Raw genomic sequence first — 15,038 nt, forward strand, 5'->3', positions numbered from 1 at the left:
AATAAAAAACGCCTGCTAATTGTTAGCAGGCGTCTATTCACTCAGTCTGTGAGATTACACTCTAAATGCGCTGATCTTCTTATCTAACTCTTCGGCATTTTGCTGCATGATTTCTGAGGTTTCGAGCAACTCGCCCACCACCGTCACCGAGGCTTCAACGAGTTCTCGAACATTGGTCAGGTTTTGGTTCATCTCTTCCGCCACGCTGCTTTGCTGGCCAGCGGCGGTAGCAATTTGGAAGTTCATATCATTGATTTGATTCACTTGCAGAACGATGCCATCCAGCTCAGTACCAGCATTAGTGACCAGTTCAACGCCTTCCGCTGCTTCCACAACGCTTTTTTCCATCAAACCCACTGCTGAACTTGCGCTTGATTGCAGTTGCGAGATCATTTCTTGGATTTCGATGGTCGCTTGTTGGGTGCGTTGAGCAAGATTACGCACTTCATCAGCGACGACAGCAAAGCCACGCCCCGCCTCACCGGCACGTGCCGCTTCAATTGCCGCGTTCAATGCTAGCAAGTTAGTTTGCTCCGAAATACCCTGGATGGTACCCACAACACTACCAATTGCATCAACGCTCTCTTCCACTTCATTTACCGCTTGAGCCGACGCTGAGATATCTTGTGACAGCTCACTGATTTTACTCACCGTATCTTGCACAAAACGTTGACCTGTCGCCGCTTGAGTAGACGCACTTTCCGTTAATGAAGAAGCATTTTGCGCATGATCTGCAACAGTTTGTACCGTTGAGGTCATTTCGCTCATTGCGGTTGCCAATTGGTCAATTTCTTCAAACTCTTCTTGAGCTGATTCTTTGGTTTCCGACATGCTCAAAGTCATCACTTCCGTTAGCCCCGCTAGCTCTTGTGAAGAACTTAGCTGCACCTTGATTAACTCTTGCAACTGAGAGCGGGTCTTTTCCAACTCACGCGCCACATCGCCATATTCATCTTTGCATTGCAGTAAGATTGGAGATGAGAGATCGCCACTGGCCATCTTTTTAATCGCTTCATTAAGATAGTGAGTTTGACGCAGCATCACTCGTGCGGCAAACAACAAAATAACGACAAAGACTCCAATTAACAGCATGGTTTGCCATACTACTTGTACTAGGTAGGCTTCATAATGTTCACGAGCAACTTCAGCGCTGTCAGTGACCATCAAAAGTGAGTCGTAGAACGTATTAGCGTCCCATAGCTGTTTGCCGACGATCAGTAAGGTACTGAACACCATCAGCAACGCCATTTTAGGAACCAGTCGAATATCCGTAATCACTCGTTCCCACGGCTTAAATGCCATTGTCGTCATATTAGTTCTCCGCTAAGTCATATATTCTAAATAGAATAAAATTACTGCCGCCCACCTTTTTGGTACTTTTTTACTAGTACCAACAATTTATTTTGAGCCTCGTATGAATAGAAATGATACCAAAGACGACACGAAGCCGATGAGCTTGTTATCACTAATTCTTTCTTTTATGGCGTTATTTGTGATCTCAGGCTTATTGTTTATGCCGATCAGTAATGAAACACGTCAAGTTCTTATCGGCCTGGATTTCATCATCTGCAGTATTTTTATACTACAACTATCGATTGATTTGATCCGCGCCACAGATCGGGTGCAATTTTTGAAACGCCATTGGATCGATTTCCTTGCGAGCCTGCCTATGATCGAACCATTACGCTTTGCTCGCCTCTTTCATATTTTGCGTGTGGTGTTGGTTATCCGCTCCAGTCGTAGCGTGGTTAAGCAACTTTTAAGCAATCGCAAAGAAACCACCATTGCATCAATATTGCTATTGCTGGTGATCTTATTAACGTTAGGTTCTAGCATGATGCTGTTTCTTGAAGGCCATTCGCCGGATGCCAATATCAAAACGGGCGGCGATGCACTGTGGTGGGCTCTAGTGACGATTTCTACTGTCGGCTACGGTGATCACTACCCAGTCACTGACGCAGGTAAAATCCTCGCCTCCGGTGTGATCCTTTGTGGTGTGGGGTTGTTTGGTATGATTTCCGGCTTGATCACTTCGATGATCACCTCGCCGACACGAATGCAAGCGCTAAAAGCGGAGCAAAAAGAACAACAAATGATCGCACTATTAGAGCAGCAACAAACGATTTTGACTCGATTAGAAAAACTCGAACGCAGAATGACCCACGATATCGATAAGCTGCATCAAGATAACGACCACAAAAAAGGAGAGCAATAGCTCTCCTTTTCATTTCAGTAAGTCAGCAAAAATTATTCTTGCCAGTAAGGCTCAGCTTCAATGCTGATGGCACGAGTTTGCTCCATCGCATGTAAGATTGAGCTTTCTTGACGGAGTAACCAACGCTCAAGCTGCTCACGCTCATCACCTTCTAACTTATCCACCAACTGCTTTAATGGTTTTAAGGTTAGTAAGTCATCAATACCTTGAAGCAGATCAGCCCAAGGTAGACGGAAGCGGTTTCGTTCTTCGGCATCATATAAACTGGCAAAACCAACACCGGTATATAAGTTACGCATCAAATGATACTGCTGATCGATGTAATCTTGTGACACCAACTCTTTTTCTGGCGGGAATGCGGCCATTAGCTCATGCCAAGTACGTTCTAACTGTACGACCGAGAAAGGTAAGATGTTTTGCGAAATCGCACTGCGTGACTTGTCATCCAAGAATGGCTGCCAGCCACGGGTTAAAATCCAACGACTAAGATCAAGCAACAAAGCGGTGTAACGCGCCGAATTAAATTGCTCAAGCATCTCTTCACGAGAAGGAAGATCTTGTTGCAAGTCAGACAGCTCTTTAATCAAGAACTTGCGAGCATCAAGTTTACGTAACGCATGACCTTTGTCTTCTAACAGATCATCTAAATAGTCGAACTGCTTTATCCATGCCAGATCCTGTTCAAGCCACTTCAGCTCTTGGCGAATCAAAGCGCTCGCTTTACGCGGTACCACATCACCGAAAATGGTAAAGGTTTGGCGGATAAAACTGATGGCATTTTTGATCTCATGCAGCGCATCAATTGACTCACGCTCAGAGTAGATCTGTTCGTGGTAATGCCAATGAGATAATGCGTGCTCAAGAGAATTAATCAGACACGATTCCAATGAATCATTTTTGTCGGTATCCACTAGCGCCATCGGCTTGACTTGGTCACCTTGATAGCCCAACGCTAAGCGATAACCGCGTGCGGCTTTGCTTAAGTTACCTAAGCGCATCCCGCCTGCATCACTGAAAGTGCGAGCCAGCGTAAATAAAGCGTCAGTCTGGCCTGATTTAAGCTCCAACTCCACTTCACAAATGGTATCGGTTAGATCACCAGAGATAACCACACCTTGGTCAAAAGCGACTTCAACTTGGCTGCCATCCGCCATACAAACCAACCACTGTTCACGCGTGAAGTTGGTCGAAAATAACGGAGATAATTCACTTTGCAGTGTGTCGATACTTTTACCGCTTGGCCAAATATCGCTCGGATGCAAAGCAAGCACTGGATCGTTGCTGTTATGTTCGGCATTATATTCAGGTCGTTGATGCAAGCCAGCGACGACGCGTCCTGCCGTCTTGACTGTTTGAACATAAACTTCATCGAAGCGACGAATGCGTAGACCAATATCATGCTGTCTCAGCCAGTTATCAGGTGTGTCAAAGTAGGTGTTACCTAGCTCTCGACAGCTGTGCTGAAGAACCTTTGTTTCGGAAATCTTATTACGTAAAGTTTCTGAAAATTCTGGAGAAACAAAAAACTTCAGTTCTATCTCGGTTTCCATAGTTATACCTTTCAAAGCAGATAGAGACAGGATATTGCCTAATTTCTCACTCGGCAAGAGCGAAATATCGCTCGAATGATGATCTAAAACAGTTTTAATGACAGATTTAATGCGTTACCATGCGCGCCTTTATAGCCATCGTTCAACATTTCATCTTCAAAAGGGTGTATGTTATTTATAGGTTATATTAATTAGGTTGAATGACCATGCCAGTAAATACAATTATGGGGTTATTTGCAAAGTCCCCTATTAAGCCTTTGCAGCGCCACGTAGTGTGCGTAAATGAATGCTGCTCTCACCTTGTAAACTTCTTCGAAGTTTGTGCGCAAGGAGACTGGGAAAAAGCATCTGAAATTCGTGCTCAAATTTCTCACCTTGAGAAAGAAGCGGATGTGCTAAAGCGCGAAATTCGTCTGAAACTTCCTCGTGGTTTGTTTATGCCTGTGGATCGTAGCGACATGTTGGAGCTACTAACGCAGCAAGACAAACTTGCAAACCTTGCAAAAGACATCGCAGGTCGTGTTTATGGCCGCCAACTGTCTATCCCTGCTCCTCTTCAAGAGAACTTTATCGCTTACGTGAAACGTTGTTTAGACGCGGCACAACAAGCGCAGAAAGTGATCAATGAGCTGGATGAATTGTTGGAGACAGGATTCAAAGGCCGTGAAGTCACTCTGGTTGCAGAGATGATTAATCAGTTGGACATGATTGAAGATGACACTGATGCGATGCAAATCCAACTTCGCCAACAGCTAATGTTGATCGAACAAGATTTGAATCCAATCGATGTGATGTTCCTTTACAAAATTTTAGAATGGGTAGGTGGTATTGCCGATCAAGCACAACGTGTTGGTGCTCGATTAGAAGTAATGCTGTCACGCTCATAACGTTAAGTTAAACTCAATAACGAAGAGTATTTTTTAGCACACCCCAGTTAGGCAATGAATATATCGGCGCCGATGGGGCTTTCTCGTGTCAAAAATTTGCTCCGCTTGTTATCAAACAACTAGGTATTACGATGGATATCCTTGCGAACTACGGCACTGTCCTGATTATTGTTGCAGCTTTATTCGGTTTCATGATGGCAATTGGTATTGGTGCGAATGACGTTGCCAATGCGATGGGTACATCAGTAGGCTCGAAAGCACTGACGGTAAAACAAGCGATCATCATTGCGATGATCTTTGAATTTGCAGGTGCTTACCTTGCCGGTGGTGAAGTAACCGATACAATCCGTAAAGGCGTGATCGAAACGTCTCTTTTCGCTTCTCAACCTGACGTGCTTGTGTACGGCATGATGTCAGCGCTATTAGCTGCTGGTACATGGCTATTACTCGCCTCTTACATGGGTTGGCCGGTATCAACTACACACTCAATTATCGGTGCAATCATCGGTTTTGCTTGTGTATCAGTTGGTACTGAAGCGGTTGACTGGAGCAGTGTTCAAGGCATCGTTGGTAGCTGGATTGTTACCCCTGTTATTTCTGGCTTCTTCGCTTATGTGATTTTTGTCAGCGCACAACGACTGATCTTCGATACTGAGAAACCTCTTTTAAATGCGAAGCGCTTTGTACCTGTCTACATGTTCATTACCACTATGGTGATTGCGCTAGTAACGATTAAGAAAGGTCTTAAACACGTTGGTCTACACCTATCAAATGGTGAAGCGTGGGTTTGGGCTGCTGCGGTATCAGCATTGGTAATGGTTGGCGGTTACTTCTACATCCAGAAGAAATTTGCTAACCGTGAAGATGACCACGGCTTTGCAGGCGTAGAAGGTATCTTCAGCGTATTAATGGTAATCACCGCTTGTGCAATGGCATTTGCTCATGGTTCAAACGATGTTGCAAACGCAATCGGTCCTCTAGCGGCTGTTGTATCTACAGTACAGCACATGGGTTCAATTACTGGTAAGAGCGAAATCGTATGGTGGATTCTTCCACTAGGTGGTTTTGGTATCGTGGTTGGTCTAGCAACGCTAGGTCACAAAGTAATGGCAACTGTGGGTACCGGTATTACCGAACTAACGCCTAGCCGTGGCTTTGCCGCTCAGCTAGCAACAGCTTGTACTGTGGTACTTGCTTCTGGTACTGGTCTACCAATCTCAACCACACAAACACTGGTTGGTGCGATTTTAGGTGTTGGTTTTGCTCGTGGTATCGCGGCGCTAAACCTAGGTGTTATTCGTAACATAGTGGCATCTTGGATCGTAACATTGCCAGCGGGCGCACTATTAGCGGTAGTATTCTTCTACGCTATTCAAGCGTCATTTGGCTAGTCAATAGGTCAGGACTGTGTAAATGCACTGTCATTATTGACTCAAGACCGCAGAAAGGGAGGCTTAGCCTCCCTTCTTTGTTGCACCAGAAAAAAAACTTCATACTATTTGCAGTTCGGGAGTATCTCCCTCGCTGAAAGCTTGATGACTGTTAAAGGATTTACCGTGAAAAAATTGGTTTTTTTGATCTTAGCATGTGTAATTGCCGTACCTGCTGCAATGGCTAAAGATCGCTTTATCTCTGATAATCTCTTCACCTATATGCATGCTGGTCCAAGCAACCAGTTCCGAATCATTGGTAGTGTCAATGCTGGCGAGAAAGTGAATCTTGTCAGTGTGGACAAAAAGTCGGGCTATAGCCAAGTTGTAGACAGCCGTGGTCGTAAAGGTTGGGTATCCACCAGCTTTATCACCACTCAAGAAGGCATGTCGACTCGCCTACCTAAACTGGAAAAAGAGCTCTCGGTAGTGAAAGAGAAACTGGCTAACGCTAACGATATCGCTAACCGCGAAAAAGAAGGTCTGGTCGATTCTCTCAATACCCGTAACAGCCAGATTTCTGAGCTGGAAAAAAATTACGGCGACATGAGCCAGCAGTTAACCGCTTCTCAAACAGAAGTTCGTAACCTACGTGCGAAGCTTGATACACAAAAAGATGACCTACTGCTTAAGTACTTTATGTATGGCGGTGGTGTGGCTGGTATCGGCTTGCTATTCGGCTTGGTGTTACCTCACCTTGTACCGCGCAAGCGTCGCTCGCCAAACGGTTGGGCATAAGCATTCATTAAAAAAGGTCACGCTGGCGTGACCTTTTTTATTATCTGATGATCGGCAAGCTTTCTTGATCAATGGATGATAACGATTAGCCTTGCCAATCGTATAACGCCGGTACTCGTATCATCTCGCCTTGGAAGTCAATCACACATGCTTGTGGCTCAATCGCGATCAAAGCAACATCATGGCCAATTGGATCACCTTGTTTGTACTCGACACCATTAATTTTCACCCAACGTTTCGCTTCATTACTTGAGTAAACATGGGTTTGGAAATTCAACGGCGGTAATTTACCCACCCACTGGCGGCTATTTTTTGCTAATGCCTGTGCCGCGATACCTTGCTCTACGTCAACCTCCGCCTCTGGAGACTCCATCGCCGCTTGTAGGCGCTGAGCGATATCAGGAGATAAGCCGCTTAAATCGAGTCCACTCAGTAAGTCATCTTCACTCACCTCTTGCTCATCAAGTGCTTGCTTGCTCGGTTCCATATTCGATGGGCTACTGACTTGATTCGCCACTTTACTCTCAACGGACTCCGTCGATGAGAACGTGTCATCAACCAGCATGTTATCGTTCACATCGAACTGATGATGAGTCGTCTCCGCCAATTCTAAAAACTGCGGATACGGCAAAATAGCCAAGGAGGCAGAGCGATCCACAATCTCAACCTTACCCTGATTGTTAGCCAACCAAGTCTCTCGCTGAGCTTGATAGTCGCTATAAGCTTGCCAGCCCAGCACCACAACCGGAGGCATTAATAGCAAGCTCAGCATCATTGGCCAGCGACGATGACGAATTGGCGCTGACTTTAAATGGTATTGCAATGGCGCAGAATGATGACTCTGATAGCCTTGCTGCGACACGCTAAGTTGCTCAATTAGGTTTGCCATTATAATGCCTCACTTAACATCAAAGACGGCGCTTGATCTTGCGATAAAAGTTCTAGGCGCTGCAATGTACGCTGCCCAGCAATACCATCAACACTCAACCCCTGCCATTGCTGAAACATAGTGACTTTTTGTTTCAATATTTCGCCGTAGCGCTCCGTCTCGCCCATTGGCAAACCAAGCACTTCAGACAGTTGATAATCTAAACTCGCCACGGGATGACCGCTCATGCCTGGTTTAAGTGCTTGATGCCACAATTTTTGCCAAATCAAATAATATTCACCTGACCAGATTTGATCTAGCCATTGGCGCTCAAATGCCACTCTCTGACCATCAATCAATAATTCTACCTGTTCATTACTGGCTTTATACAACAACGCATAATGGGTCGCTTGGTCGACGGTTAAGGTTAACACCGCAGGTAAATTAGTCGCTAACAGTTGCTCAAACGAACCCTGAAAGCTCTGACAATGAAACTGGGACTGTGCGTTATCTAGGCACATTGTATCGACCACAGAGGCGCGATATCCCCACACCTTATACAACTCATCTATTTGGCTCGCTAACGGCTTACTGTGACTTAGCAGCGCTGTCAGCTCGCTAGGGAACACCTCTTGTTGCTCCACACGATTTGGTTTAGCTGGGTAGTGTTGTTCAATATAGATTTGAGCTTGCTGCTGAAAAGGCTGTTGCAGATACTGTGGAGCGTAAAACCAAGCACACAATGCCAAAGCTCCACCCAAGGAAGCATACAGTAACGTCGATAGGCCGTAACGCAGTGCGGGTTGACTCTGACTTACTACTGGTGAAGCATAACTGGTTTGAAAGCTCATCACCTCTTCACACGCCGCAAGAACGGTTTGCTGAGATGGCTGCGCTTCACCGAGGTGATAAGCGCGCTTGAGCGCGGCATCGCACACCAAATTCACCAAGCGCGGAATGCCCAGCGTGGCTTGCGCGATATGTTTAAGTGATTTAGTAGAGAAGAGATCGCGGTTACCACCGGCAAGCTGCAGGCGAAATTGAATGTATTTCGCCGTTTCATCCCCATCGAGTGGCAACAAATGATAGCGACCAGTGATCCGTTGCGCGAGTTGACGCAACTGCGGCATTTGTAATTTTTGCTGCAATTCAGGCTGACCAATCAATAGTACCTTGAGCAATTTGCGCTGCTCCGTCTCTAGATTGGTCAGTAACCTTAGTTGCTCTAACACTTCTGCCGACAAGTGCTGAGCTTCATCAATCAAAAGTAAGGTCTGCTTGCCCTGAGAATAGCTATCGAGTAAGAACTGCTTAATTAGCTGAGTCAGTTGCTTGAGGCTTGCCTGATCGGGATAGGCTAAACTAAATTCATCACAGATCGCTTCCAACAGTTCACTATTGCTAAACGTCGGGTTGAGTATACAGCCAGTTTGAGTCGTGGCATCGAGCGCCTTGAGCATCGCTTTTGAAACAGTGGTTTTTCCGGTACCCACTTCCCCTGTCAGCATCGCAAAACCACCACCATCTCCCAACCCAGCTTGAAGGTGATGCATTGCTTCTTTATGACGTTGACTTAAATAGAGAAACCGTGAGTTCGGTACAATGGAAAACGGTAACTCGACAAATCCAAAATGAGTGTTATACATGATAATGGTCGCTGGGAATTTATTGAGAACGAAAGTAACATTGCTGGCAAGAATAGCCAAAGACAATTCAAATAGATAGAGAGGCCACAGTGCGAAGATTCTTAGTTGGCGGCGCGGTTCGCGATCAGTTACTCAATCTGGATGTATACGACCAAGACTGGGTGGTCATCGGTGCAACCCCTGAGCAGATGCTGCAACTCGGCTATACTGCTGTGGGTAAAGATTTCCCCGTATTTCTCCATCCAAAGACCAAACAAGAGCATGCACTCGCGCGCACTGAGCGTAAAATAGGCGCTGGCTATACCGGCTTTGATTGTTACTTTGCCCCTGATGTCACATTAGAAGAAGATCTACTGCGTCGCGATCTGACCATCAATGCGATGGCGCAAGATGAACTCGGCAACATTATTGATCCTTACGGTGGCCAGCAAGATCTGCTCAACCGTAAGTTGCGCCATGTATCAGATGCATTTATCGAAGACCCATTGCGGGTGCTGCGCGTGGCTCGCTTTGCTGCCAAGCTCGCTCATTTAGGTTTTACCGTTGCCGAAGAAACCATGATCTTAATGGCGCAAATTGTTAACGATGGCGAACTGGGGCATTTAACTGCAGAACGTGTTTGGCAAGAATGGCAAAAATCACTGAGCTGCCAAGATCCACAAGTGTTTTTACAAGTATTGCGAGATTGCGGCGCTCTAGCGGTGGTGTTACCCGAAATCGATCGGTTGTTCGGCGTTCCACAACCCGAGCAGTGGCACCCTGAAATCGACACCGGTATTCATACCTTAATGGTGGCAAAACAAGCCGCGCTATTAAGCCACGCAACCACGGTACGCTTTGCCGCCCAAGTTCACGACTTAGGCAAAGGCGTGACGCCAGAGAAAGAGTGGCCAAGCCACAAAATGCATTGCCACACAGGCATCAAGCTGATCAAACAGCTGGCGGAACGGATCCGAATTCCAAATGAATACCGTGATTTAGCGCTGTTAGTCTGCGAGCAGCACTCCAACATACATCGGGCTGCGGAACTAAAACCGGCCACCAAACTCAAGATACTCAACCAATTTGATGTTTGGCGCAAAGCAGAACGCCTCGACGATATCTTGCTCTGCTGCATGGCCGATAGCCGTGGCCGAACGGGATTTGAAACTATCGATTACCCACAAAAAGGGATTTTTGAGCAAGCGTTTCAAGCCGCTTTATCGGTCGATGTCCAAGCCATCATTGCCGATGGCTTCAAAGGTGCCGCGATTCGCGAAGAGATGGAAAAACGCAGAGTGGCCGCGATCGCAGAGGCATAGAGAAGCGAGAAGCGAGAAGCGAGAAGCGAGAAGCGAGAAGCGAGAAGCGAGAAGCGAGAAGCGAGAAGCGAGAAGCGAAAATAGAACACGTTGGGGATCGAGTCAAGCAGTTCGAAATCAAAGAAAGATTCCCTACTCCTTCCTTCGTCAGCCTATAGGGAATGACGAAACTAACACAGACAAGACGAGTGCCGTCATCCTCAAGAGTGAGGAACGAACGAGTTGGGGATCTCGCTTCTCGGAGCGAAGCGTTCTCGACTCTCAACCCTCGATTCCATTTCTTCAGCCCAAAAAAAACGCCCCACCGAAGTGGAGCGTTTTAAAAAGCTATCTAGCTAAGTTAACTCAATTAAGAATTAAGCTTGACCTTTAACTTCTTTAAGACCGTTGAAAGGAGCGCGCTCACCTAGAGCTTCCTCGATACGGATAAGTTGGTTGTACTTAGCAACACGGTCAGAACGGCTCATAGAACCAGTTTTGATTTGACCTGCAGCTGTACCTACCGCTAGGTCAGCGATAGTTGCATCTTCAGTTTCGCCTGAACGGTGAGAGATAACTGCTGTGAAACCAGCATCTTTAGCCATCTTGATTGCAGCTAGAGTCTCTGTTAGTGAACCGATTTGGTTGAACTTGATAAGGATTGAGTTAGTGATGCCTTCTTCAATACCACGAGCAAGAATCTTAGTGTTAGTAACGAATAGATCGTCACCAACTAGTTGGATTTTGCCGCCTAGAAGTTCAGTTTGGTGTTTGAAACCAGTCCAATCAGACTCGTCAAGACCATCTTCGATAGAAACGATTGGGAATTGCTCAACTAGACCAGCTAGGTAGTGGTTGAACTCTTCAGCAGTGAACGTTTTGCCTTCGCCTTTCAGGTTGTAGATACCCGCTTCTTTGTCGAAGAACTCAGATGCAGCACAGTCCATAGCAAGAGTGATGTCTTTGCCTAGCTCGTAGCCAGCAGCTGCAACAGCTTCTGCGATAACTTCTAGCGCTTCAGCGTTAGATTTTAGGTTAGGAGCGAAACCGCCTTCGTCACCAACTGCAGTGTTGTAGCCTTTAGACTTCAATACTTTAGCTAGGTTGTGGAATACTTCAGCACCCATGCGAACTGCTTCTTTAAGAGTTTTAGCGCCAACTGGTTGGATCATGAACTCTTGGATGTCAACGTTGTTATCAGCGTGCTCACCACCGTTGATGATGTTCATCATTGGTAGAGGCATAGAGAACTGACCAGCAGTACCGTTTAGCTCAGCAATGTGCTCGTATAGAGGCATGCCTTTAGCAGCTGCAGCTGCTTTAGCGTTTGCTAGAGAAACCGCTAGGATAGCGTTCGCGCCGAATTTAGATTTGTTTTCAGTGCCGTCAAGCTCGATCATTACTGCGTCGATTGCAGCTTGATCTTTAGCATCTTTACCAACTAGTGCGTCAGCGATTGCGCCGTTAACAGCTTCAAGAGCTTTAAGAACGCCTTTACCTAGGAAACGTGATTTGTCACCGTCACGTAGCTCAAGAGCTTCGCGTGAACCAGTTGATGCGCCAGATGGAGCAGCAGCCATACCTACGAAACCGCCTTCTAGGTGTACTTCAGCTTCTACAGTTGGGTTACCACGTGAATCGATGATTTCACGACCTAGAACTTTAACGATCTTAGACATTGAATGTTTCCTTCTCGTTGAATATATAATGTCAAAATTAACGGCAGCAACATATAACTGCTACTGCCTGTATTCCTTACTTCTCTAATTCGCCGCGCTGGAACTGACCAGCTGCTTTTACGAAACCGGCAAACAGTGGGTGACCATCACGCGGTGTCGATGTGAACTCTGGGTGGAATTGAGCCGCAACAAACCATGGGTGGTTCGGGTTCTCAATCACTTCTACCAGTTTCTTGTCCGCTGAAAGACCAGACACTTTTAGGCCTGCTTTTTCAATTTGTGGACGAAGATTGTTGTTCACTTCGTAACGGTGACGGTGACGCTCATGAATGGTTGCGCTGCCGTACAGTTCGTGAGCTTTAGTGCCTTTTTCAAGGTGACATAGCTGTGAACCAAGACGCATAGTACCACCTAGATCTGAAGTTTCAGTACGTTCTTCAACTTTACCTTCACCATCAACCCATTCAGTGATCAAGCCAACCACTGGGTACTTCGTCTCTTTATTAAATTCTGTTGAGTGTGCACCTTCCATACCCGCAACATTGCGCGCGTATTCAATCAGTGCCACTTGCATACCTAGACAGATGCCTAAGTAAGGTACTTTGTTCTCACGAGCGTATTGCGCCGCAAGAATCTTACCTTCTACACCACGGTCGCCAAAGCCACCAGGTACTAGGATTGCATCAAGACCTTCTAGGATTTCAACACCTTTGCTCTCAACATCTTGAGAATCAACGTATTGAATCTTAACGCTTAGACGGTTCTTAAGACCAGCGTGTTTTAGCGCTTCGTTAACTGATTTGTATGCATCTGGTAGTTCAATGTACTTACCAACCATACCAATCGTCACTTCACCCGTTGGGTTCGCTTCTTCGTAGATTACTTGTTCCCACTCAGAAAGGTTTGCTGCTGGTGCAGTGATACCAAAACGAGTACATACAAGATCATCAAGGCCTTGAGCATGAATAAGTTGAGGGATTTTGTAGATAGAATCTACGTCCTTCATTGAGATTACTGCTTTTTCTTGTACGTTACAGAATAGAGCAATCTTCTTACGCTCGTTCGCTGGGATCGCACGATCACTACGACAAACTAGAATGTCAGGCTGGATACCGATTGAAAGAAGTTCTTTAACAGAGTGTTGAGTCGGTTTTGTTTTCACTTCACCTGCCGCAGCAAGGTAAGGAACCAATGTTAGGTGCATGAACATTGCGCGTTCACGACCTAGCTCAACCGCTAACTGACGAATCGCTTCCATGAACGGTAGAGATTCGATATCACCAACAGTACCACCAACTTCAACGATCGCAACGTCGTGGCCTTGAGAGCCAGCGATTACACGGTCTTTGATCGCGTTAGTGATGTGAGGGATAACCTGAATGGTGGCGCCTAGGTAGTCACCGCGACGCTCTTTTGCTAGAACGTCTGAGTAAACACGACCTGCCGTAAAGTTATTGCGTTTAGTCATCTTGGTACGAATGAAACGTTCGTAGTGACCAAGATCAAGGTCTGTTTCTGCGCCATCTTCCGTGACGAACACTTCACCGTGTTGAGTTGGGCTCATTGTGCCTGGGTCAACGTTGATGTAAGGGTCAAGCTTCATCATGGTCACTTTAAGACCACGAGCTTCTAGAATAGCCGCAAGTGATGCAGCTGCAATACCTTTACCTAGAGAGGATACAACCCCGCCAGTAACAAAAATGTAATTTGTCGTCATGTTTAACCTGAAATTGGTTGAATGAGGGAAATAGATTTCTTCTGGACGGGATAAAAATATACCAGAAGCACCTAACCGCCACAACGTGAAATCTATCACACCACTATTTTTTATTTTTTGCTTCAAATCAAACTGGGTGAATACGACTGCCCCAACCACTTATTAGATGGGTCAATCTTGCCCCAATTTATCACTGAGCGAGAGTTCACCTACGCTCGTCTTGCTTCACTTCATCCCACCAGCCATCCAATTGTGCTAAATCACACTGCTCAATTTGCAAGCCATTTTGTGCGACTTTTTGTTCAACCAATTGAAAGCGTTTAACAAACTTCAAGTTTGCTTTTGCAAGTGCGACCTCAGGGTTGACCTGCAGATGGCGGGCAAAATTAACCGTCGCAAACAGCAAATCGCCCAGCTCTAATTCCACTTTGTCTTGCGCAACATTAACTTGCAGCGCTTCTTCCATTACTTCATCAATTTCTTCACGAACTTTGTCGACCACCGGACCAAGCGAATCCCAGTCAAATCCAACGCTGGCGCACTTTTTTTGGATCTTTGTAGCACGCGAAAGAGCAGGTAGAGAATTTGGTATTGAGTCTAGAATACTTTGCTCAGATTTGCCCACTCTTGCTTTTTCTTTGGCTTTTTCGGCTTCCCAATTGGCATTAATTGCTTCATCAGAATCAAACTCAACCGCTGAAAAAACATGCGGATGACGACGGGTCAATTTTTCATTGACCGTTTCCACCACCTCAGAAAAATCGAACAAACCTTGCTCTTTGGCAATCTGGCTATAAAAGATCACTTGGAACAATAAATCCCCCAATTCTTCCTTGAGATTTGGCCAGTCTTGATTATGGATTGCATCCACCACTTCATAGGTTTCTTCAATCGTATGCGGAACAATTGTTTCAAATGTTTGCTTACGATCCCAGGGACAGCCCTTCTTTGGATCGCGCAATGTGGCCATAATCTGTTCTAACTGTTCAATTGGGTGACTCATTTTCATTTTTCCTTAAACAAAAAGG

Annotated in this window: 12 protein-coding genes; 5 read left to right on the forward strand and 7 right to left on the reverse strand. The window is 45.9% G+C overall.

Features of this window, described 5'->3' with window-relative positions:
• Positions 1 to 54 precede the first annotated feature (54 nt).
• Positions 55 to 1,311 carry a methyl-accepting chemotaxis protein gene (locus RJD38_RS03945; RefSeq protein ID WP_005599229.1) on the reverse strand — a complete coding sequence of 419 codons (1,257 nt, stop codon included), beginning with the start codon at positions 1,309 to 1,311 and terminating at the stop codon, positions 55 to 57.
• Between the two features lie 103 nt (positions 1,312 to 1,414).
• Here RJD38_RS03945 and RJD38_RS03950 point away from each other — a divergent pair, with 103 nt between their 5' ends.
• Positions 1,415 to 2,215, forward strand: coding sequence for a potassium channel family protein (locus RJD38_RS03950; RefSeq protein ID WP_065545031.1), 801 nt, complete (start codon positions 1,415 to 1,417; stop codon positions 2,213 to 2,215).
• Positions 2,216 to 2,247: 32 nt separating this feature from the next.
• On the opposite strand, the gene RJD38_RS03955 is transcribed toward RJD38_RS03950, so the two are convergent.
• Positions 2,248 to 3,765 (reverse strand): inorganic triphosphatase, encoded by a 1,518-nt coding sequence (locus tag RJD38_RS03955; RefSeq protein WP_065430882.1) that lies wholly within the window; start codon positions 3,763 to 3,765, stop codon positions 2,248 to 2,250.
• Positions 3,766 to 3,971: 206 nt separating this feature from the next.
• Here RJD38_RS03955 and RJD38_RS03960 point away from each other — a divergent pair, with 206 nt between their 5' ends.
• From RJD38_RS03960 to RJD38_RS03970, 3 genes are all read left to right on the forward strand, one after another.
• Positions 3,972 to 4,652, forward strand: coding sequence for a TIGR00153 family protein (locus tag RJD38_RS03960; RefSeq protein ID WP_005599225.1), 681 nt, complete (start codon positions 3,972 to 3,974; stop codon positions 4,650 to 4,652).
• Between the two features lie 131 nt (positions 4,653 to 4,783).
• Positions 4,784 to 6,043, forward strand: coding sequence for an inorganic phosphate transporter (locus RJD38_RS03965; RefSeq protein WP_005599224.1), 1,260 nt, complete (start codon positions 4,784 to 4,786; stop codon positions 6,041 to 6,043).
• A 165-nt stretch (positions 6,044 to 6,208) separates the two neighbouring features.
• Entirely contained in the window at positions 6,209 to 6,820 is a 612-nt protein-coding gene (locus RJD38_RS03970) for a TIGR04211 family SH3 domain-containing protein (RefSeq protein ID WP_005599222.1), read from the forward strand.
• A gap of 85 nt (positions 6,821 to 6,905) precedes the next feature.
• Here RJD38_RS03970 and RJD38_RS03975 read toward each other — a convergent pair whose 3' ends face one another.
• A complete protein-coding gene (locus tag RJD38_RS03975) occupies positions 6,906 to 7,709 on the reverse strand; it encodes a general secretion pathway protein GspB (protein WP_065545030.1) in 804 nt (267 codons plus the stop codon).
• A complete protein-coding gene (locus RJD38_RS03980; protein ID WP_065545951.1) occupies positions 7,709 to 9,334 on the reverse strand; it encodes an ExeA family protein in 1,626 nt (541 codons plus the stop codon). Before RJD38_RS03980 ends, RJD38_RS03975 begins: the two co-directional genes overlap by 1 nt.
• An 89-nt stretch (positions 9,335 to 9,423) precedes the next feature.
• Here RJD38_RS03980 and RJD38_RS03985 point away from each other — a divergent pair, with 89 nt between their 5' ends.
• Positions 9,424 to 10,635: a multifunctional CCA addition/repair protein gene (locus RJD38_RS03985; RefSeq protein WP_005599216.1), complete on the forward strand. Its 1,212-nt coding sequence runs from the start codon at positions 9,424 to 9,426 to the stop codon at positions 10,633 to 10,635.
• Between the two features lie 356 nt (positions 10,636 to 10,991).
• Here RJD38_RS03985 and eno read toward each other — a convergent pair whose 3' ends face one another.
• From eno to mazG, 3 genes are all read right to left on the reverse strand, one after another.
• On the reverse strand, positions 10,992 to 12,293 hold the full coding sequence (gene eno / locus RJD38_RS03990) for a phosphopyruvate hydratase (RefSeq protein WP_005593069.1): 1,302 nt from the start codon (positions 12,291 to 12,293) through the stop codon (positions 10,992 to 10,994).
• A gap of 76 nt (positions 12,294 to 12,369) precedes the next feature.
• Entirely contained in the window at positions 12,370 to 14,010 is a 1,641-nt protein-coding gene (locus RJD38_RS03995) for a CTP synthase (protein WP_005593068.1), read from the reverse strand.
• 205 nt (positions 14,011 to 14,215) lie between these two features.
• A complete protein-coding gene (gene mazG / locus RJD38_RS04000; RefSeq protein WP_005593067.1) occupies positions 14,216 to 15,013 on the reverse strand; it encodes a nucleoside triphosphate pyrophosphohydrolase in 798 nt (265 codons plus the stop codon).
• Positions 15,014 to 15,038 lie beyond the last annotated feature (25 nt).

It is taken from the genome of Vibrio scophthalmi, assembly GCF_040869025.1.
GTDB lineage: Bacteria > Pseudomonadota > Gammaproteobacteria > Enterobacterales > Vibrionaceae > Vibrio > Vibrio scophthalmi.